The organism is Mycobacterium celatum, assembly GCF_002101595.1.
In the GTDB taxonomy this organism is placed as follows: Bacteria; Actinomycetota; Actinomycetes; order Mycobacteriales; family Mycobacteriaceae; genus Mycobacterium; species Mycobacterium celatum.
Genome location: NZ_LQOM01000016.1, coordinates 205,325 through 222,576 on the forward strand (window position 1 = coordinate 205,325; position 17,252 = coordinate 222,576).

Here is a 17,252-nt window from a genome sequence, read left to right on the forward strand (position 1 = left end):
ACGGCGGCTGCGCCGTCTTTTAAGTTTGCGAGGACACATCGACGATGCACACTGTGATCGCGACCGCGCTGCTGGCGGCCGGAGCCCTGGTGGGCTGGGCGTGCGGGCCGCGGGCGGTCGCCGACCCGTCCTGCGCAAGCCTGGGCGGCAGCCTCGAGAGCGGGCAAACGTGTCACGTGCACACCTCGAATACCACCTACACGCTCGACATGAAGTTCCCGGTCGACTATCCCGACCAGCAGGCCCTGACTGACTACCTCACCCAGAACCGCGACGGGTTCGTCAACGTCGCGCAGACGTCGGGAATCCGCGACCAGCCCTACCAGATGGAAGTGACGTCCGAGCAGTACCACTCGGGCAAACCCCCGAAGGGCACCCAGAGCGTGGTGCTCAAGGTGTTCGAAGACTTGGGCGGTCCGCGGCCGTCGACCTTCTACAAGGGTTTCAACTACGACCTCGACAAACGCCAGCCGGTCACCTTCGACACGCTGTTCGCGCCCGGGGGCAAGCCGCTGGACGCCATCTATCCGATCGTCCAGCGGGAGCTGAGCCGGCAGACGGGGCTGGGCGCCGCGATCCCGCCCGGCACCGGCCTGGACTCGTCGCATTACCAGAACTTTGCTATCACCGACGACTCGCTGATCTTCTACTTCGCCCCCGGCGAGCTGCTGCCGCCCTTCGCCGGCCCCACCCAGGCGCAGGTGCCGCGCAACGCCATCCCGCCGTTGACGGTGTAGCGGCCTTACGCCGGCGAGTAGCTGTACACCTGGCCGTCGCTGGTGGCGGCGACCACCCGGCGGTCGTGGCCGACCGACACCCCCACCGGGTAGCCGGTGGCCTCGGGCAGCGGATAGCTGTTGAGGGTGTGCCCGTCACCGGGATCGAAGACCAGCAGCGACATGCCGCGTTCGGCTTTGGCCACGGTGTAGCCGACGCCGGTTCCGGCCAGGCTCGACGTGGACAGCGGGTTGACGTCGTCGCGGCGCCACACCAACTCCGCGTGGTCGCCGGCGTCTTTGAAGGCGACCAGCTGCGTGTCGGGACCGCCGCCGGACACGATCAGCCCGCCTGGCGTCAGGGTGGGCGGCGTCTGCGCCAGGAACTTCAGCGGCACCGACCATTTCGGCTTTCCGTCGGCGGCGTGCAGCGCCCAGAGCCGTTGGTCGCGGCCGTTCACGTAGACGGTCGAGCCGTCGGCGGATAGCACCGGGCTGGCGAGCACACCGGCCGCCACGGCGTCGCTGGTCCACTCTAGGGTGAGCAGCGGGTTTTGCCCGGGGTGATACTTCAGGCCGACCAGCACCGCCGCGTTCGCGCCGGGCTCCCACAGGCCCAGCACCACCGTCCCGTTCGCCCCGGAAAACGCGGGCGCGGCTGCGACCGGACAGCCCGATCGGGCCGGAGCGCAATCGGAAAGTCCGCGGGTGGGATCGGTCGGGTCGACGCCTTCCACCAGATCCAGCGGGCTGCCCACCACGGTGCCGCGGTGCGCGTCGAACACCAGCACCTGGCCCAGATGGGTGATTACCAGCAGCTGACCGTCTTTGAGAATCCTTGGGGTGGAAGGCATTCCGATCACCGGTGCGCGCCAGCGGGTCCACTGGGTGGGCGGAAAGGACATCATCGCCCCGGGCTGGCCGACGTAGACGTTGTCGAAGCCGTCGAACAGCGGGCCGGCAAAGCCGCCGCCCTGCACCAGGCGAACGCACCAACGCTGCCGGCCGTTGTCGTCGTTCTCCCATTCCATCAGCGAACAGCCGCCGGGGGTTTGTGCGTTGAGCGCCATCCACCCCCTGCCGCTCAACGCCGGCGCCGCGGCCAGGCTGCCCTTCACCGACCGCGTCCAGCCGAGCTTCAGCGCGGTCGCACCGGTCGTGGCGGTGTAGCTGGTGTTGGACGCGTCGCCGTATTGCGCCGGCCATCCCGGGGCCGGCGCGGCTTCCACCCAGGAGTCGGTGTTTCGGCAACCGGCGAGCGTCAAGCACACCACCGCGGCCAGGGTGTTCATGATCCGCACACGCGACGGAAAGCGGGTGCGCCAGAACACGGTGCTGAGAGTAACGGTTGCACGGCCACATATGCCGCAACGCCCGGCTTCGTCCCGCATAGCTGCCCGACTAAGCTCTCCGGCCATGACGACCATGTGGGGAGCGCCCCTGCATCGCCGGTGGCGGGGATCGCGGCTGCGTGACCCACGCCAGGCCAGGTTCCTGACGCTGGCATCGCTCAAATGGGTGCTGGCGAACCGCGCCTACACGCCGTGGTACCTGATCCGCTATTGGCGGTTGCTGAAGTTCAAGCTGGCCAACCCGCACATCATCACGCGCGGCATGGTGTTCCTCGGAAAGGGTGTGGAGATCCACTGCACCCCGGAACTGGCCCAGCTCGAGATCGGCCGCTGGGTGCACATCGGCGACAAGAACACCATCCGCGCCCACGAGGGCTCGCTGCGATTCGGCGACAAGGTGGTGCTGGGCCGCGACAACGTCGTCAACACCTACCTCGACATCGAGATCGGCGATTCGGTGCTGATGGCGGACTGGTGCTACATCTGCGACTTCGACCATCGGATGGACGACATCACGATGCCGATCAAAGACCAGGGCATCGTCAAGGGCCCGGTCCGCATCGGGCCGGACACCTGGATCGCGGCCAAGGTGACGGTGTTGCGCGGCACCACCATCGGCCGTGGCTGCGTGCTCGGATCGCACGCGGTGGTCAAGGGCAACATCCCGGACTACTCGATCGCGGTGGGCGCACCGGCCAAGGTGGTGAAAAACCGCCAGTTGGCGTGGGAGACGTCGGCCGCGCAGCGAGCCGAGCTGGCCGCGGCGCTGGCCGACATCGAACGCAAAAAGGCCGCCCGCTGACTGTGACGTGGCGGTCCAGGGGTCCGGGCTGCTGCCCGAACCCGCGTTCGCCGCGGGCCGGGCGTCAATAGGAGCAGGACCAGGATGCCGACCGTGCTGTGGTTTCGCAGAGATCTGCGGTTGGGTGACCTGCCGTCGCTGACAGCGGCCGCCGCCGAACACGACGAGGTGCTCGCCTGCTTCGTGTTGGATCCACGACTGGAAGCCTCGTCGGGCCGGCGCCGCCTGCAATTCCTGGGCGACTCGTTACGCCAACTGCGCGACGACCTCGACGGTCGGCTGCTGGTGACGCGTGGACGACCAGAAGAGCGAATCCCCGCGATTGCCAACGAAATCCATGCGTCGGCTGTGCATGTCTCGCAGGATTTCGCGCCTTTCGGGCGGCGCCGCGACGACCGGGTGCAAGCCGCGCTGGGAAAGGTGCCTTTGGTGGCGACGGGATCGCCCTACCTGGTTTCGCCCGGGCGGGTGGTAAAGGACGACCACACCCCGTACAAGGTGTTCACCCCGTTCTTTCGTCGGTGGCGCGACGTCGGCTGGCGAGCGCCCGCGAAATCGGGGCGCGACACGGCACGCTGGCTCGATCCGGCCCGACTGCCGAAGACGGTAGCCGCTCCGACCGCAATTCCCGACCCGGGGGCGCAACTCGACGTCTCGGCGGGCGAGGCTGCCGCGCTGCGGCAGTGGCAGCGATTCGCCGAGGACGGCCTGCAGCGGTACGCCGACGACCGCAACCGGCCGGACCGCGACGGCACCAGCCGGATGTCGGCCCACTTGAAGTTCGGCACGATTCACCCGCGGACCATGGCGCGCGACCTCGATCTGCGTGGTCCCGGCCCACGAGCATACTTGCGCCAGTTAGCATTTCGCGACTTCTACGCAGCGGTGCTACATCACTGGCCGCGCAGCGCGTGGTGGAACTGGAACCGTGATTTCGACGCCATCGAAACCGACACCGGACCCGACGCCGACCGCAGCTTCCAAGCGTGGAAGAACGGCGAGACCGGGTTCCCGATCGTCGATGCGGGCATGCGCCAGCTTCGCCAGACCGGGTTCTTGCACAACCGGGTGCGGATGATCGTCGCGTCGTTTCTGGTCAAGGATCTGCACCTGCCGTGGCAATGGGGCGCGAGCTGGTTTCTGGAGCAGTTGGTGGACGGCGACATGGCCAACAATCAGCACGGCTGGCAATGGGCTGCGGGATGCGGCACCGACGCCGCTCCCTATTTTCGGGTGTTCAATCCCACGACGCAGGGTCAGAAGTTCGATCCTGCAGGCGATTACATTCGGCGCTGGGTTCCGGAATTGGCTGACGTCGATGACGTCCACCTGAAGGGCGGACAGCGTCCGCGCGGCTATCCGGATCCGATTGTCGACCACAGTCGGGAACGCGCGGAGGCGCTTCGCCGCTATCAGGGGATCGACGGAAAACCGGCCACCAGATCCGCACCCCGACGATCGCGAAAAGCGCCGGAATGACGAGGGTGCGAACGACGAAGGTGTCCAGCAGGATGCCGAGCCCCACGATGATGCCCAGTTGAGTCAAGACGATCAACGGCAACACGGCGAGCACGCAAAACACCGCCGCCAAAACGATTCCGGCACTTGTGATCACCCCGCCCGTCGCCGAGACCGCGCGGACCATGCCGTCGCGCGCGCCGTAGTCGGGGGTCTCCTCCCGCGCACGGGTCACCAGGAAAATGGTGTAGTCCACGCCGAGCGCCACCAAGAACAAGAAGGCGAACAGCGGCGTGCTGTTGTCCAGGGCAGGGAAGCCGAATACGTGGATGCTGGCCCAGCCGCCCAGACCCAGCGCGGCCAGAGCGCTGAGGACCGTGGCCGCGACCAGCACCGGCGGTGCCAGCACAGCCCGCAGCAACACGTAAAGCACGACGAGCACCGTCACCAGAATCGCAGGGATCAACACCGCGCGGTCGCGCGTGGCGGCCGCACGGATGTCGGATGCCTGCGCATCCGCCCCTCCGACCAATCCGCCCGGATCTGCCGATCGCACCGAATTACGCAGGGCACCAACAATACTGAACGCCTTGTCGGTGGAAGGAGCCGCGTCGATGACCACCGACCACTTTGTCGAACCGGTGGGCGACCGACCCGCGGGTGTCGCCGCGACGACGCCGGGAACCGCGGCGATCGCCTGCTGCACTTGCGTTGCCCGTTCCGTGGCCGCAATCACGACGGTGGGGTCGGACGCACCCCCCGGAAAATGGGCCGCCAGTGTCTGAAATCCCGAAACCGAGTCGGCTTGCACCCGGAACTGTTCGGTCTGCGACAGCCCGATGCGTGTGCCGAGCAGCCCTGCGCTCGACGCGGCCAACACGGTGACCGCGACCGCGCACACCGCGGCGGGCCGGCGGCTCACCGCATCGGCGACGCGATGCCACACGCCGGTCGCGGTTGCCCGGGTATCACCGGCGTGGGGGATCAACGGCCAAAACACACGCCGGCCGCACAACGCCAGCAGCGGCGGTAAGACGAACAGCACGAAGACCACCGCCACCAGCAGGCCGCAGGCCGCACAGAGACCCAGGCTTCGGGTGCTCGGTGTCACCGCCAGCATCAGCATCAGCAGCGCGAGCACGACCGTGGCGTTGCTCGCCAGAATCGCCGGACCGGCGGCGCGCACCGCGCGCCGCAACGCGGTGCGGTGATCGGCTTCGGTGCGCAGCTCTTCGCGGTAGCGGGAAATCAGCAGCAGCGCGTAGTTGGTGCCGGCGCCGAAGACCAGCACGCTGGTGATGCCCGAGGTGGCGCCGTCGAAGGTGAGCCCGCTCGCCTCGGCGACAACGGTGCCTACCACCGCGGCGAGCCGGTCGGCGAACCCGATCACGGCCAGCGGCAGCAGCCACAGCACCGGTGAGCGATAGGTGACCACCAGCAGGAGCGCGACAACTATGGCGGTCACCACCAGCAGGGTGATGTTGGCGCCGGAGAAAGCGTTGGCGATGTCGGCGCCGAACGCCGGTCCGCCCGTCACGTGCACGGTCAGATCCGGTGGCAGCCCGTCGGCGGCGGCCGTTCGCAGCGCTTTCACGGCGTCGTCGAGCCCGAAGCCGGACAGTTCGGCGCTCAACGGCACCGCGGTGATTGCCGCTTTGCCGTCGGCGGAGACCGTCACGGGTGACGCCGCGCCATGGCGAGCCTGCGCAACCCGTTGCATGCGGTCGCGTGCCCACTCGGTGGCGTCCAGGTCGGCGGACGTCAGTGCGGCCCCGTCGCGTCGCGTGCTGACCAGAATCGTCGATGCCGAATCGCCGCTGGGAAATCGGGACAGCGCCGCCGCGGCCTTGGCGGAATCTGACGAGCCGGGCAACGAGACAGGCGACTGGCCGGCCGCGTTGTTGTCGCCGGCCAAAGCCATGAGGACACCCGAGACCAGGAGGATTGCCGAGGCCAGCAACCAGGAACGACGGGTTGTCACGAGAGCGGAGTGGCGGTCCCGCAGCATTCTGGCCAGCCTTTCATCGAATTAATCATTAAGAAACTTAATAATCCAGCTGCTTTGTGGGTATTCTCCTATCCTGGCGAACTCGCGGCAGCGGGTGACGCGATCACACCGAAGGAAAACAGATGCGCATCTCGACGCTGACGGCTACGGCCGTATCTGCGGCCGGCGCCGCGGTAGTCGGTGGCCTGGCCAGCGGACCGTCGGTTCGGTCGCCGTGGTACGCCCGTCTGCGTAAACCGTCCTATCAACCGCCGGCACAAGTGTTTCCGGTGGTGTGGCCAACCCTCTACGCCGACATCGCGCTGGTGTCGGCATCCGCCATCGACCAGCTGCACGACGACCACCAGGCGGAGAAGGCCCGCGCCTACCAGGCAGCGCTCGCGCTCAACCTCGTGCTCAACGGGAGCTGGTCGTGGATTTTCTTCAATCGCCACCACTTGGCCGCGGCCGCAGCCGTGGCCGCCGCGTTGACCGCGAGCAGCGCCGACCTGACCCGCCGGGCGGTGGCTGTGCGCGGCGCGACCGGCGCTGCGCTGGGGCTTTACCCGCTGTGGTGTGCCTTCGCTACCGTGCTGTCCACCCACATCTGGCTGCTCAACCGGCGGCGCAGGCGTGGTTCTCGATGACAGCCGATCCCGCAGCCATCACCACGCGCAAGCGACGCCACATCGACGTCTGCCTCGACGCGGACGTCGGCTACCCGAGCCTGACAACCGGGCTGGAGCGCTATCGACTGCCCTACCACGCGCTGACCCAAACCAGCCTTGCCGACATCGACCTGTCTGTGCAGTTTCTGGGCGCGACGCTGCGCGCGCCGGTGCTCATCGGTGCAATGACCGGCGGGGCAAGGTTGTCGGGCACCATCAATCGGAATCTTGCTGCGGCAGCACAAAGGCTGGGCATCGGCATGATGCTCGGCTCGCAGCGCATCATGCTCGACAGTGCACGCGGTGAGCGGGCCGCGGGCAGCTTCACCGTCCGTGACGTGGCGCCGGACGTTCTGCTGTTCGGCAACATCGGATTGTCTCAGCTGACGAAGGATGCGGCGCCCGATATCGCCAAGGCGCTCGACCGCGTCGGCGCGAACGCGCTTGCGGTGCATACGAATCCGTTGCAAGAGGCGATGCAGCACCACGGCGATACAGACTTTTCCGGCTCACTGAACCGGCTGTGCGATGTTGCCGCCGAGCTCGACTACCCGTTATTGCTCAAGGAGGTCGGGCACGGTATCGGCGCGTCGGCGGTCGCAGAGTTGACCCGGCTGTTCACCGAGCCGCCGATCGCAGCAATCGACGTGGCGGGCGCCGGTGGGACGTCGTGGTCGGCGGTCGAGCAGCTAGTCCGCTACGGGGAGCTGCGCTATCCCGAGTTGGCCGACTGGGGTATTCCGACAGCACGCGCGGTCGTCGAGGTCCGTGAAGCGTTGCCCCAGATGCCGTTGGTTGCTTCCGGCGGGATCCGCACCGGCATGGACGCCGTCAAGGCGATTGCCTTGGGGGCTGACGTGGTAGCGATTGCCTGGCCGCTGCTCAAGGCGGCGACCGAATCCGCGGAGGCCGTCGTCGATCGGCTGCAACAGTTCATCGACGAGCTGGCGATCTGCCTGCACGGATGTGGTGCCGCCGATCTGGCGGCTTTGCGGCAAATCCGGTTGGCTGCCGTGCAATGACACCATGGCGGTAATACTCGCTTACGGCTCGCCGGCGCTGGGCCATCTGCTTCCGATCAGCGCGCTGCTGTCTGAGCTGGCTGCACGTGGTCACGGGGTTCATCTGCGCACAATGGCGGCGGGCGTAGCCCGCGCGCGGACGATGGGGTTGCATGCCGAGCCCGTCGACCCGCGCATCGAAGCCGTCGCCGGCCAGGATTGGTTGGCGCGCAACGCGCTCGACGTGCTGACGATGTCGATCGATGTGCTGTGCCGACGAGCCGTTCTCGAAGTCGACGACTTAGCGCGGGCAATCCGGTGTGAACAGCCCGATGCGGTGATCATCGACGCCAATTGCTGGGGCGCCATGTCGTTGGCGGAGGCGCAGGACCGTCCCTGGCTGGTGTTTTCACCGTTCACTCCCTATGTGAGGTCGCGTGGTGTACCGCCGTTCGGCCCCGGCCTGCGGCCGCTGCCGGGCGTTGTCGGCGCTGTTCGCGACGCGTGCATGCGCCCGATCGTCTCGCGCCTCTTCGATCGCCGAGTCTTACCGCCGGTCAATGCTATTCGGGCGCGGTTGGGGGTCGGTGCCGTCGGCTCTGTCGATGAGCTCATGCGCCGGGCGCCGCTTCTGTTGGCGGTGGGTGGCGAACCGTTCGAATACCCCCACCCGGATTGGGGCGACGGCGTGCACCTCATCGGCGCGTGTGCGTCGGAACCCGCGCCGGCAGACCCGCCGGCCTGGATCGCCGACATTGATCAGCCGATTGTGTTGGTCAGCACGTCTTCGATCAAGCAGGCCGACAGCGATCTCGGGCGGGTCGCACTGCAGGCGCTCGCCGACGAGCCGGTCCACGTCGTCGCGACCTTCCCGGCGGGTGTTCCCGCGGGGCTGCCCCGGCCGGCCAACGCGACAGTGCGTGAATTCGCCCCGCACAGCGTGATCTTCGACCGCGCGTGTTGCGCAATCACCCACGGTGGCATGGGCACCACCGTCAAGGCGCTCGACCGCGGTGTGCCGGTATGTGTGGTGCCGTTCGCGCGGGACCAGGCGGAGGTCGCACGCCGGGTGCAGGTGGCCGGTTGCGGTACCCGATTGCCGATGAAGAAGCTCAACCCGGCGCGGTTGCGGGCGAAGGTCCGCGAGGCGATGACGATGGCCGACGGCGTACGTCGCGTGGCCGCCGGTTTCGCCGCGACCGGCGGCGTCGCGCGGGGAGCCGATCTCATCGAGCAGCGGGTGCTCGGCCAGAACGTGTCGAGGGTCGCTCCGTAGTGCGCTTGGCCGCTTTGCGACCGCCATCGGCCGCTGCGGAACCGCGTTTGTCCGACCGCGGTTCCGTTGGGGGGGAATGCAATTCCGCTTCGAAGGTCGACATGGACGCGATCATTGCGGTGAACACCCGGTGTGCGGCCACCAGATCCTTGTCGGGCAGATCGGCGAGCGCGGATCGAAGGTGCGCACCCAGCGGGCTGAAGAAGTTGTGCGCCAACGCCATACCGCTGTCCTCGTAGCGCAGCAGCGCCTTTCTTCGATCCGCCGGATCGGGCTCGCGGCGGATATGGCCGGCGTCGATCATCCTGTCGACCAGGTAGGTGATAGCGGCCGCCGATACGCCCATCCGCTTTCGAAGTTCGGCGAGGGTCAGCGGCACTCCCGAAGTTTCGGCAACCATGATGTGCAGCAATGCATGAAAATCGCTGTCGCTCACCCGGTGGCTGCGCGCAAAGTGACGACCGATGCGGTCGGCTTGAGCTGTGATTGCCCGCATGTCTGCGGACATCAGTTTTTCCAGCTCTTGCCGGCGCGACGGGGTCTTACCGGTGCCACGCTTGGCCACTTATCTGCGTCCCTCTTCGGCGGTGTGCCGATCAGCGTATCGGCACCCGCTGCACGGTGACCGATCAACCGCCGGCTTCCTGATCGACGCCGGCTGCATTCGCTGTGACGCTACGTGGCCAGCGGGCATACCCGCCCCGGGGCGGCGGAGACTCTGCCCCGCCCTGCTTTCAGCGTCACTTCCAACCTGCCGTGCCGGACCGCCAGCATCAGCCAAGAAACGGCGGCCGCGACGAACGCGGCGGTCTGCGCAGTGCCGGTCCGGTCGGCGGGGTAGAAGACGCCGGCAATGTAGCGGTCGACGAATCCGGATTCCGGCAATCGGGCCAGGCCGGCCCGCTCGCGGGCCCACTGCTCGAGGCGGGTCAATGGGCAGGGAAGCCCGAAGTAGACCACGCCGACACCCCACAACACGGCAGGCACGTGCAGCACGAGGGTGCGCGGCCGGCGCAGCGCCAAAAAGCCCCCGCTCGGCAGGTAAATCAGGTAGGCGAAGTGCGCGACGACGATGGCCACGACGGCGACGACATGGAGCCTTCTCATGGTGTGGTCACTGCCGCGACCGCAAGTGATAACGCCGTTCGGCATAGGTGATGTCATCGCGCCACAGTTGGGCAGCGGCGTAACCCATCAGTGCGCTGAGCAGCGGGCCGGCGCGGCGTGCTCTGATGAAGCCGGTCCGCGCGGAGTGTGCGACGACGGCTTCGGTCACCGTGCACCGCGGCCGCCCGTATTCGTCCAAACCGGTTGGGGTGGCGTGAGTTTCGACCACGCTGCCAGTTCCTTCGCCGTCGACGATACGCATTACGATGGTACGCGCCTCGGGGCTGGTGAACTCGGCGACGACGGGTACGCCGAGGGGCCCGATGCGGAACGTCACCCCGACCAGGAACCGATCCGCCTCCGGCGTCGGCGTGGTCAGCACCTGCAGGCGGGTGAACGAACGCGGGTGGAACCACGAGCCGTGCCAGGGGTCCAGCCGGTTGGCGATGACGTCGCACGGCTCGCACACACCGACTACCCGGGCCACCGCGTGCACCGTGTCGCCGGTCGGTCGCGGCGGGAGCACCGGCCGGTCCAGCGGCGTCTCACCGCCGGCCCGGTCGAGTCGCACCCACGCCAGCACCCCGTCGTCATAGCTGGGCAACGGGGACCAGCCGAAGTCGCAAGAGTCGCCGTCGAAGGACAGGCCGTGCCAGCGGCAGATCAGGGTTCCGCCTTGCACGGAGGCAGTTGCCAGGTCCGCACCGAGGTGCGGGCAGCTGCGCGGGCCGACCCGCAATCGGCGGTGCCGGTCACGCCACGCGACAATCTCGACGCCCGCGACCGTCGCGCCCAGCGGACGGTCGGTCCGCACGTCGCGGCTGGCGGCGAACACATACCAGTTCCCGGTGGCGCGACGCTGGGACCGCTCGAGCGCGGCGTCGATGATCGCCGGCTGGGCGTCGCGATAGGTGGGTTGCTGCGCTGCCCATGATATGGGGGAAAGGACCTGCAGCGGCCAGTCCTTCGGCCAGCGTCTCCGCAATTGACCGCGAATAGTCATCTGAGCCTCTGCATTTCACGGCTGGCGAGCCATCGCAGTGGCCGCCATCGCCCGTCGGTGGGCACTGTCTCCAGCGGGTGGCCGGCGACGCCCCATCGTGTCAGCAAGGTATTGGCGGCCCACCATCCCGTCGTCGCCGCGCGTTCCATCAACGCCACCGGCAGATCGATGCGGATCGCGTCGCCGGCCAGCACCAACCCCGGTTGCGGAGTGACGACAGTCGGGCGATGAGCGTAGGAGCCCGGCGCGAACAGCGGACAGTCGTTGCGCTGCAGCACACGTTCGAAAACGACCTCCGCCTGCGTGGTTTCGGGATACAGTTCGTGCAGTCGACGAAGAGCGGCCTTGCCCGATGCCCTGGATCCGAGTGCATAGCAATGTAATTCGACGACAGAGCCGTGTTGCTCCTGCGCCCAATGGGCGGCTTCGCGTTCGTAGCGCTCCAGCACGCTGATGTTGTCCAGCGGCTTGTGGCCGGCGGTGCCCAGGAACGCCGGCCGGTTTGGCGAAACCGGACGGTCGAGCCACAGCCGATGTACCGCGAAGTTCGGCGCGTTGCGCATCCGCCGGATGCGGGCTCGCCACAACTCATCGGCCAGGTCACTCGAGGCTGCCACGATACGTTGCAGCCCCGCGACATCCGTGGCCAGCACCACGGCGTCGGCGTCGAGGTGTTCGCCGGAGTCAATGTGTACCCGAAAGGTTTTCGTTGAGTTGGCCTCGACGCGCAGCACCTCGGTGTGCAGCCTGAACCGCACATCGCGTTCGGTCAGGTATTGCCGCAGCGGTCGCCACAGCGCAGTGTCGTAGTTCGAGGTGGGCACGTCGAAGATCAGTCCCTCGTTGGAGCCCAGAAAGTAGATGTGAAACATCGTGGCCAGCTCGGCGGCCGACAGTTGCGCCGGATCGGCGAAGAAGCTGCGCGAAAACACCTCGAACGCCAGATGCCTTGCAGCGTCGGGGAAATTGATGTCCTTCAAGAAGGTTTCGGCATCGACGTGATCAAGCCGGTGATAGGTCTGCGGCACCGACACGGTCGCGAGCGGCGCTGCCGCCCGCACCTCGATCCGGGCCAGGTCACGAAGCCGGAACGTCGGGCTGCGTAGCGCGAACGCCAGGGCGTTCCACGGCGGGGTGCGCGGCAGGCCGCGAAAGCTGTCGCGCCGGCCCGCGGCGTCGACGAGCGGATAGTCGTCGACCGGTGTCAGCATGCGCAGATGTGGGTCGACCCGGCGCAACAGGGCGCGCAGGTTGTAGTACTGGCGGAAAAAGGCGTGAAAACCGCGATTCATCGCGAAGTCGGTCCCGTGGTGGCTCTCGGTCCAGCCGCCCACCCGACCGCCGAGGTAGGTCTCGCGTTCGATAATCTCCACGGCAACGCCGTGTTCGGCCAGCCCTGTCGCGGCGGCCAGCCCGGCGATCCCGGCACCGACCACCACGGCGCGCGGCCGCGACGAGAGCGCGCTGGCGCTGGGCAGTCCGGTTGGCGCCCGGTGGGTTTGGCGACGCCTGTCGGCCTTACCGGCGCGCACGCTGGCGTTCCCAGAGCAGCAGCACCGCGGTGACCATCGCGAAGCCGAACAGGAAATCTTCGACGGGGATGTCGAACGGAAACCGCAGACCGGTGATCTGCCGACCGTCGTAGCTGACGATCGGGGCACTGAGTTTGGTCAGCCAGCCGTCCACCGGGACTTGGAAGCCGACCACGATGAGCATCGACAGCCAATAGGCGGCGCGGCGAAACAGCCCGGTGCGCAACAGCATCAATTCGAGCGCGCAGACGGCGACAACGGCCAGGACGGCCGGCGCGGTGTAACCCAACCCAGTCACCGGCGGTTCACCCGATCGAGAATGGTGCTCACCGCGTTGTAGGTCAGCAGTGCGCACAGCGGGACCACGACGAAGAACAACACCTCCTCGATCGGGACTCCGAATGGAACGGTCAAGCCGCTGATGTAGGCGGAGTCGTACGTCCATACCCTGCCGGCGATGGCCACCTCGTCCCATATCAGGAAGACCGCCGCGACCGGCAACACCGCCTTAAGCAGCCGCCGCGGCTGACGGTAGACGCCGCGACCGAAGACCTCCAACGGTGCGGTGATGGCCAGGCAAGCGGCGAGCACCAACAGGTATTGGCATCGATCGCTCATGCGGCGCCCGCTTTTTGGCTCGCAGATCCGTTCGGGGCACCGGCGCGTGCTCGCCACGCGCGAACAAGGCCGACACCGGCGGCCTGAAGCCGTCGCGCGGCGCCAACCGTGGCACGGCGGCCGAACACCGCGAAGCCGCTGTCCTCGATGCGGTCCAAAATCTCCGAGTACAGCGTCAATGCGGTCGCCACGCAAGGCCGGGATCGCGGTGCGAGCATGGCAATCCCGTCGGCGGCCAGCCGATAGCACTGCCGGGTGATGTCGTGCTGAGCTGCCAGCGCGCCGCGAACACGAGAGTCGGTGCGACGGTTGTCGTGGCACCACATCAGCAGTTCGCGATCGACGCCGTGGGCGGCGAGTTCGTCAGCGGGCAGATAAACCCTGTTGCGAATCAGGTCTTCGTCGACGTCACGCAAGAAGTTGGTGAGCTGAAACGCCCTCCCGAGTGCTGCCGCATAGGGGGCGGCCTCTTCGGCGGGCACAACCGTGCCGAGTATCGGAAGAAGCTGCAGGCCAATGGCTTCCGCTGAACCGCGCATATACGTGTTGAGCGCATCGCGGTCCGGATAGTCGGTGACGGTCAGGTCCATCCGCATCGACGCCAGGAAGTCGTCGAAAAGTGCGGCGTCGATGCCGTACCGGCGCGCGGTGTCGCTGACCGCCGCGAGCACCGGGTGGTCATAGTGCTCGCCGCCGCAGAAGAATTGCTCGGCGAGTCGGGCAAGCCGTTCGGCCCGTACCTCGGTGCCCAGCGCCGGATCGAGGTCGTCGAGGATGTCGTCGGCATGACGCGCGAACCCGTACAGCGCGTGCACCGGCGGTCGTTGGTCCGGCGCCAACAACCGGGTCGCCAGAAAGAAGGTGCGGCCATGCTTGGCGTTGATGTCGCGGCAGCGGCGGTACGCGTCACGCAACCGCGGACCGTCGATGCCGGCGGCGTTCAACTCACTGCGGATCATGCCGACCGCGCTTTCAGGTCGAGGTGTCGAATGGACGAGCCGACGATGCCGGTGATTCGGTCGGCGGCCAGCCGCCCGGAGATCAGCGCAGTCGGAACGCCCACGCCCGGCACTGTCGAAGACCCTGCCAATACCGCGTTCTCGATGCCGCGCACCGTATTGGCGGGACGGAAGGGCCCGGTTTGACCGAATGTGTGCGCGAGCGCGAACGGTGTGCCGGCCACCATTCCCTGACGCTTCCAGTCCTCGGGCGTGACGACCTCGAGGACTTCGGCGTCGTCGCGCACATCCGGCAACAGTCGCTCGCGCACCGCCTCCACGATGCTGTCGGCGTACGTCGCGCCGTCCCGGGCCCAGTCGACCTTGCCGGTGGCCAAGTTGGGCGCGGGGGCGAGCAGGTACAGCAGGTCGCGGCCGGCGGGTGCGAGCCCGGGATCGCTCGCGGTCGGACGGGTAACCAGCAGTGACGGGTCGGACATCAGCCGTCCGTCGCGGACGATATCGGTGAACGTCTGCTGCCACGCGGCGCCGAAGAGAATCGTGTGGTGCCCGGTCGCCGGGGACACCCGGCGGCACCCGACGTGGACCACCACCGCCGACGGTGACGGGCGCAGCGCGCGCAGCCGACGGGGTGTACGTCCCAGCAGGGCGTAGGTTTGCGGCAGTTCGGTGGTCAGGACCACTGCGTCGCAGTCGATTCGCTGACCCTGGTCGGTGTTGACCCCGGTGATCCGTTGGCCCGCCCTCTCGAGGCCGGTGGCCGTGGAGCCGTAGCAGAACTGCACGCCGGCGTCGGACGCCGCCGCCGCCAGCGCATCGGGCAGCGCCCGCATGCCGCCACGCGGGAAATAGACGCCTGCAATGGTGTCCATGTAGGCGATCACGGCGTAGGCCGCCAGCGCATCCTGAGGAGCGACACCGGCATACAGCGACTGGAAGGTGAACACCCGGCGCAGCCGCGGGTCGGTGATGTAGCGCTTGACCATGGTGTCCCACTTGCGGAACCCGCCGATCGCGGCGAGCCGGGCCAGTTGCGGGGTCAGCAGCGAAAGCGGTGAATCGAAGTTTGCGGCGATAAACCCGTCGAACTCGATGCGGTACAGCCGGGTCAGCCAATCGCGCAGCCGCCGGTAGCCTGCGGCCTGCTCGTGGCCGGCGAACTCTTCGACGGCGGCGGTCATCTGTTGCTGGTCGCTGTGGACGTCGATGTGGCTGCCGTCGGCGAACGAGGCGTGGTAGGCGGGTTCGACCGGCTGCAGATCCAGTCGCCCGGAACGTGTTTCACCGACTGCGGCAAAGACGGCGTCGATGACGTCCGGCATGGTCAACACGGTCGGGCCGGTGTCGATGCGGTAGCCGTCGACGTCCAGGCGGCCTGCGCGTCCACCCGGCCACGGGTGGCGTTCGACCACCGTGACGGCCCGGCCCCGGCCGGCTAGATGCAGCGCCGCCGACAGGCCCGCCAACCCCGCACCGACGACCACCACGTGGTCGGTGCGTCCGCGGATGGCGTGCGTCCTGCTCATTCGGCCCGCTCGGTGCAGACGTTGGCCATGCTGGCCAGCGCGGTGCGAACCGACTCGTCGACCATCATGTCGCTCAGCACATTTCGCGCGAAGTCGACCCTCCCGCTGATCAGCTCTTCGATCCACTGCACGGCACCCGTGGCCCGGATCAGTGAGCGGCAGCGGTCCAGCCCGGCGCCGGGCAGCTCATCGCTGTCCATCAGTTCGGTCAGCTCGCGACGGGTCGGCGCGTCGGCCATCCGGTGTGCGGTGACGATGACGCTGGTTGCCTTGCGCTCCAGCAGATCTCCGCCGCTCGGTTTACCGGTGACTGCCGGTGCGCCGAAGACGCCCAAGAGGTCATCGCGAAGCTGAAACGCTTCGCCGACTGCCGAACCGTATCGACCGAGCTGTGACAACGTGCGATCGCCGCACGCGGCCATCGCGGCGCCGATCTCCAGCGGCCGGCGCACCGTGTAGTTGCCGGATTTGCGCCGCGCCACCTCAAGCACCGCGTCGAACGGCGGAAGGTCACGGATATCGCTTGCCAGATCGGCGAATTGACCCAGCGCGAGTTCGGTGCGCATGGCGTCGTAGCGCGGCCAGGCCAGGCCCAGTAGCCGACTCTCGATACCGCATTCCCGCAACATCTGCTCAGCCCAGATCAGGCACAGGTCGCCCAACAGGACGGCCGCGGATTCACCGAACCGGCGCGACGATCCGGAGAGCCGACGCTCGCGATGCCAGCGGGCGAACTGGACGTGCACCGCTGCGCTGCCCCGGCGCGAATCCGACTCATCCATGACGTCGTCCTGCAGCAACGCAAATGCGTGCAGCAATTCCAAACTGGCTGCCGCCGACAGGGCCGCATCGCTGGGGTCCGCGCCGCACAGCCAACCCAAATACATGAATGTCGACCGCAGGCACTTGCCGCCGGACACGAACTCCATCAACACATCGCCCGCCCCGTCGACTCCCGAACTGTCCAGCTCGGCGGCGCGTTCGGCGACGAATTCGCCGACTTTCGCCAGCACGCTGCGGCGCAGTTCCGTTCGCCAGGCGCTGAACACGTCGATGTCTGCCCGGCGGTCCACAGTGGTGGTTGCCGCGGGCACCACCGAAAGAGCAGGTGTCCTGCCCACTGGCACTCTCCCCGAGGCTTCCGCGATACGCCGGCCCGAACTGATCGAAGTCACGCGGTGCTACTCCTCTGGCTATGCGGACGCGCACGGTCCCGACAGTCTATGCCCTGTAGTTCAGTTTCTTAA

Annotated in this window: 16 protein-coding genes and 1 pseudogene; 6 read left to right on the top strand and 11 right to left on the bottom strand. The window is 67.5% G+C overall.

Annotation, left to right across the window (positions count from 1 at the left end):
• The first annotated feature begins 44 nt into the window (after window positions 1-44).
• Window positions 45-737, top strand: coding sequence for an esterase (locus AWB95_RS04745; protein ID WP_085167722.1), 693 nt, complete (start codon window positions 45-47; stop codon window positions 735-737).
• A gap of 5 nt (window positions 738-742) precedes the next feature.
• Here the strand turns inward: AWB95_RS04745 and AWB95_RS04750 are convergent, their stop codons facing one another.
• Complete coding sequence (locus AWB95_RS04750; protein ID WP_085167781.1) at window positions 743-2,008, bottom strand: outer membrane protein assembly factor BamB family protein; 1,266 nt, start codon at window positions 2,006-2,008, stop codon at window positions 743-745.
• Between the two features lie 124 nt (window positions 2,009-2,132).
• On the opposite strand from AWB95_RS04750, the gene AWB95_RS04755 reads away from it, so the two are divergent.
• Entirely contained in the window at window positions 2,133-2,870 is a 738-nt protein-coding gene (locus AWB95_RS04755) for an acyltransferase (protein ID WP_062540916.1), read from the top strand.
• 84 nt (window positions 2,871-2,954) lie between these two features.
• On the top strand, window positions 2,955-4,349 hold the full coding sequence (locus AWB95_RS23595; RefSeq protein ID WP_084707215.1) for a cryptochrome/photolyase family protein: 1,395 nt from the start codon (window positions 2,955-2,957) through the stop codon (window positions 4,347-4,349).
• On the opposite strand, the pseudogene AWB95_RS04765 reads toward AWB95_RS23595, so the two are convergent.
• A pseudogene (locus tag AWB95_RS04765) lies at window positions 4,273-6,336 on the bottom strand (MMPL family transporter); the annotation flags it as partial. The gene AWB95_RS23595 and the pseudogene AWB95_RS04765 overlap by 77 nt on opposite strands.
• A gap of 122 nt (window positions 6,337-6,458) precedes the next feature.
• Between AWB95_RS04765 and AWB95_RS04770 the strand changes: the two are divergent.
• From AWB95_RS04770 to AWB95_RS04780, 3 genes are read left to right on the top strand one after another with little or no spacing between them, the layout of a single operon-like run.
• Complete coding sequence (locus tag AWB95_RS04770; RefSeq protein WP_062540914.1) at window positions 6,459-6,962, top strand: TspO/MBR family protein; 504 nt, start codon at window positions 6,459-6,461, stop codon at window positions 6,960-6,962.
• The gene (gene fni, locus AWB95_RS04775) at window positions 6,959-8,005 is read left to right on the top strand and encodes a type 2 isopentenyl-diphosphate Delta-isomerase (protein WP_062540913.1); all 1,047 of its coding nucleotides are present in this window, start codon (window positions 6,959-6,961) and stop codon (window positions 8,003-8,005) included. The genes AWB95_RS04770 and fni overlap by 4 nt, the downstream gene beginning before the upstream one ends.
• A gap of 4 nt (window positions 8,006-8,009) precedes the next feature.
• Window positions 8,010-9,260 (top strand): glycosyltransferase, encoded by a 1,251-nt coding sequence (locus AWB95_RS04780; protein WP_062540919.1) that lies wholly within the window; start codon window positions 8,010-8,012, stop codon window positions 9,258-9,260.
• Here the strand turns inward: AWB95_RS04780 and AWB95_RS04785 are convergent.
• The 9 genes from AWB95_RS04785 to AWB95_RS04825 all read right to left on the bottom strand — a co-directional run bounded on the left by AWB95_RS04785 (window position 9,211) and on the right by AWB95_RS04825 (window position 17,102).
• On the bottom strand, window positions 9,211-9,768 hold the full coding sequence (locus tag AWB95_RS04785) for a MarR family winged helix-turn-helix transcriptional regulator (protein ID WP_062540918.1): 558 nt from the start codon (window positions 9,766-9,768) through the stop codon (window positions 9,211-9,213). The genes AWB95_RS04780 and AWB95_RS04785 overlap by 50 nt on opposite strands.
• 167 nt (window positions 9,769-9,935) lie before the next feature.
• On the bottom strand, window positions 9,936-10,367 hold the full coding sequence (locus tag AWB95_RS04790; RefSeq protein ID WP_062540912.1) for a DUF2784 domain-containing protein: 432 nt from the start codon (window positions 10,365-10,367) through the stop codon (window positions 9,936-9,938).
• Window positions 10,368-10,374: 7 nt separating this feature from the next.
• Window positions 10,375-11,370 carry a DUF5914 domain-containing protein gene (locus AWB95_RS04795; protein ID WP_062540911.1) on the bottom strand — a complete coding sequence of 332 codons (996 nt, stop codon included), beginning with the start codon at window positions 11,368-11,370 and terminating at the stop codon, window positions 10,375-10,377.
• Window positions 11,367-12,902, bottom strand: a complete 1,536-nt coding sequence (locus tag AWB95_RS04800; protein ID WP_062540910.1) for an FAD-dependent oxidoreductase — start codon at window positions 12,900-12,902, stop codon at window positions 11,367-11,369. The genes AWB95_RS04795 and AWB95_RS04800 overlap by 4 nt, the downstream gene beginning before the upstream one ends.
• The gene (locus tag AWB95_RS04805; RefSeq protein WP_062540909.1) at window positions 12,889-13,200 is read right to left on the bottom strand and encodes a lycopene cyclase domain-containing protein; all 312 of its coding nucleotides are present in this window, start codon (window positions 13,198-13,200) and stop codon (window positions 12,889-12,891) included. The genes AWB95_RS04800 and AWB95_RS04805 overlap by 14 nt, the downstream gene beginning before the upstream one ends.
• On the bottom strand, window positions 13,197-13,520 hold the full coding sequence (locus AWB95_RS04810) for a lycopene cyclase domain-containing protein (RefSeq protein ID WP_062540908.1): 324 nt from the start codon (window positions 13,518-13,520) through the stop codon (window positions 13,197-13,199). Before AWB95_RS04810 ends, AWB95_RS04805 begins: the two co-directional genes overlap by 4 nt.
• Window positions 13,517-14,479, bottom strand: a complete 963-nt coding sequence (locus AWB95_RS04815) for a phytoene/squalene synthase family protein (RefSeq protein WP_062540907.1) — start codon at window positions 14,477-14,479, stop codon at window positions 13,517-13,519. Before AWB95_RS04815 ends, AWB95_RS04810 begins: the two co-directional genes overlap by 4 nt.
• Window positions 14,476-16,005, bottom strand: a complete 1,530-nt coding sequence (gene crtI / locus AWB95_RS04820) for a phytoene desaturase family protein (RefSeq protein ID WP_062540906.1) — start codon at window positions 16,003-16,005, stop codon at window positions 14,476-14,478. The genes AWB95_RS04815 and crtI overlap by 4 nt, the downstream gene beginning before the upstream one ends.
• Entirely contained in the window at window positions 16,002-17,102 is a 1,101-nt protein-coding gene (locus tag AWB95_RS04825) for a polyprenyl synthetase family protein (RefSeq protein WP_099539520.1), read from the bottom strand. Before AWB95_RS04825 ends, crtI begins: the two co-directional genes overlap by 4 nt.
• Between the last annotated feature and the right edge of the window lie 150 nt (window positions 17,103-17,252).

Excerpts from the sequence above, each read along its gene's own strand:
- AWB95_RS23595 (WP_084707215.1), top strand. The coding sequence starts at position 2,955 with ATGCCGACCGTGCTGTGGTTTCGCAGAGATCTGCGGTTGGGTGACCTG.
- AWB95_RS04810 (WP_062540908.1), bottom strand. The coding sequence starts at position 13,520 with ATGAGCGATCGATGCCAATACCTGTTGGTGCTCGCCGCTTGCCTGGCC.
- AWB95_RS04745 (WP_085167722.1), top strand. The coding sequence starts at position 45 with ATGCACACTGTGATCGCGACCGCGCTGCTGGCGGCCGGAGCCCTGGTG.
- AWB95_RS04770 (WP_062540914.1), top strand. The coding sequence starts at position 6,459 with ATGCGCATCTCGACGCTGACGGCTACGGCCGTATCTGCGGCCGGCGCC.
- AWB95_RS04790 (WP_062540912.1), bottom strand. The coding sequence starts at position 10,367 with ATGAGAAGGCTCCATGTCGTCGCCGTCGTGGCCATCGTCGTCGCGCAC.
- AWB95_RS04780 (WP_062540919.1), top strand. The coding sequence starts at position 8,010 with ATGGCGGTAATACTCGCTTACGGCTCGCCGGCGCTGGGCCATCTGCTT.
- AWB95_RS04815 (WP_062540907.1), bottom strand. The coding sequence starts at position 14,479 with ATGATCCGCAGTGAGTTGAACGCCGCCGGCATCGACGGTCCGCGGTTG.
- AWB95_RS04750 (WP_085167781.1), bottom strand. The coding sequence starts at position 2,008 with ATGAACACCCTGGCCGCGGTGGTGTGCTTGACGCTCGCCGGTTGCCGA.
- crtI (WP_062540906.1), bottom strand. The coding sequence starts at position 16,005 with ATGAGCAGGACGCACGCCATCCGCGGACGCACCGACCACGTGGTGGTC.
- AWB95_RS04795 (WP_062540911.1), bottom strand. The coding sequence starts at position 11,370 with ATGACTATTCGCGGTCAATTGCGGAGACGCTGGCCGAAGGACTGGCCG.
- AWB95_RS04755 (WP_062540916.1), top strand. The coding sequence starts at position 2,133 with ATGACGACCATGTGGGGAGCGCCCCTGCATCGCCGGTGGCGGGGATCG.
- AWB95_RS04785 (WP_062540918.1), bottom strand. The coding sequence starts at position 9,768 with ATGTCCGCAGACATGCGGGCAATCACAGCTCAAGCCGACCGCATCGGT.
- fni (WP_062540913.1), top strand. The coding sequence starts at position 6,959 with ATGACAGCCGATCCCGCAGCCATCACCACGCGCAAGCGACGCCACATC.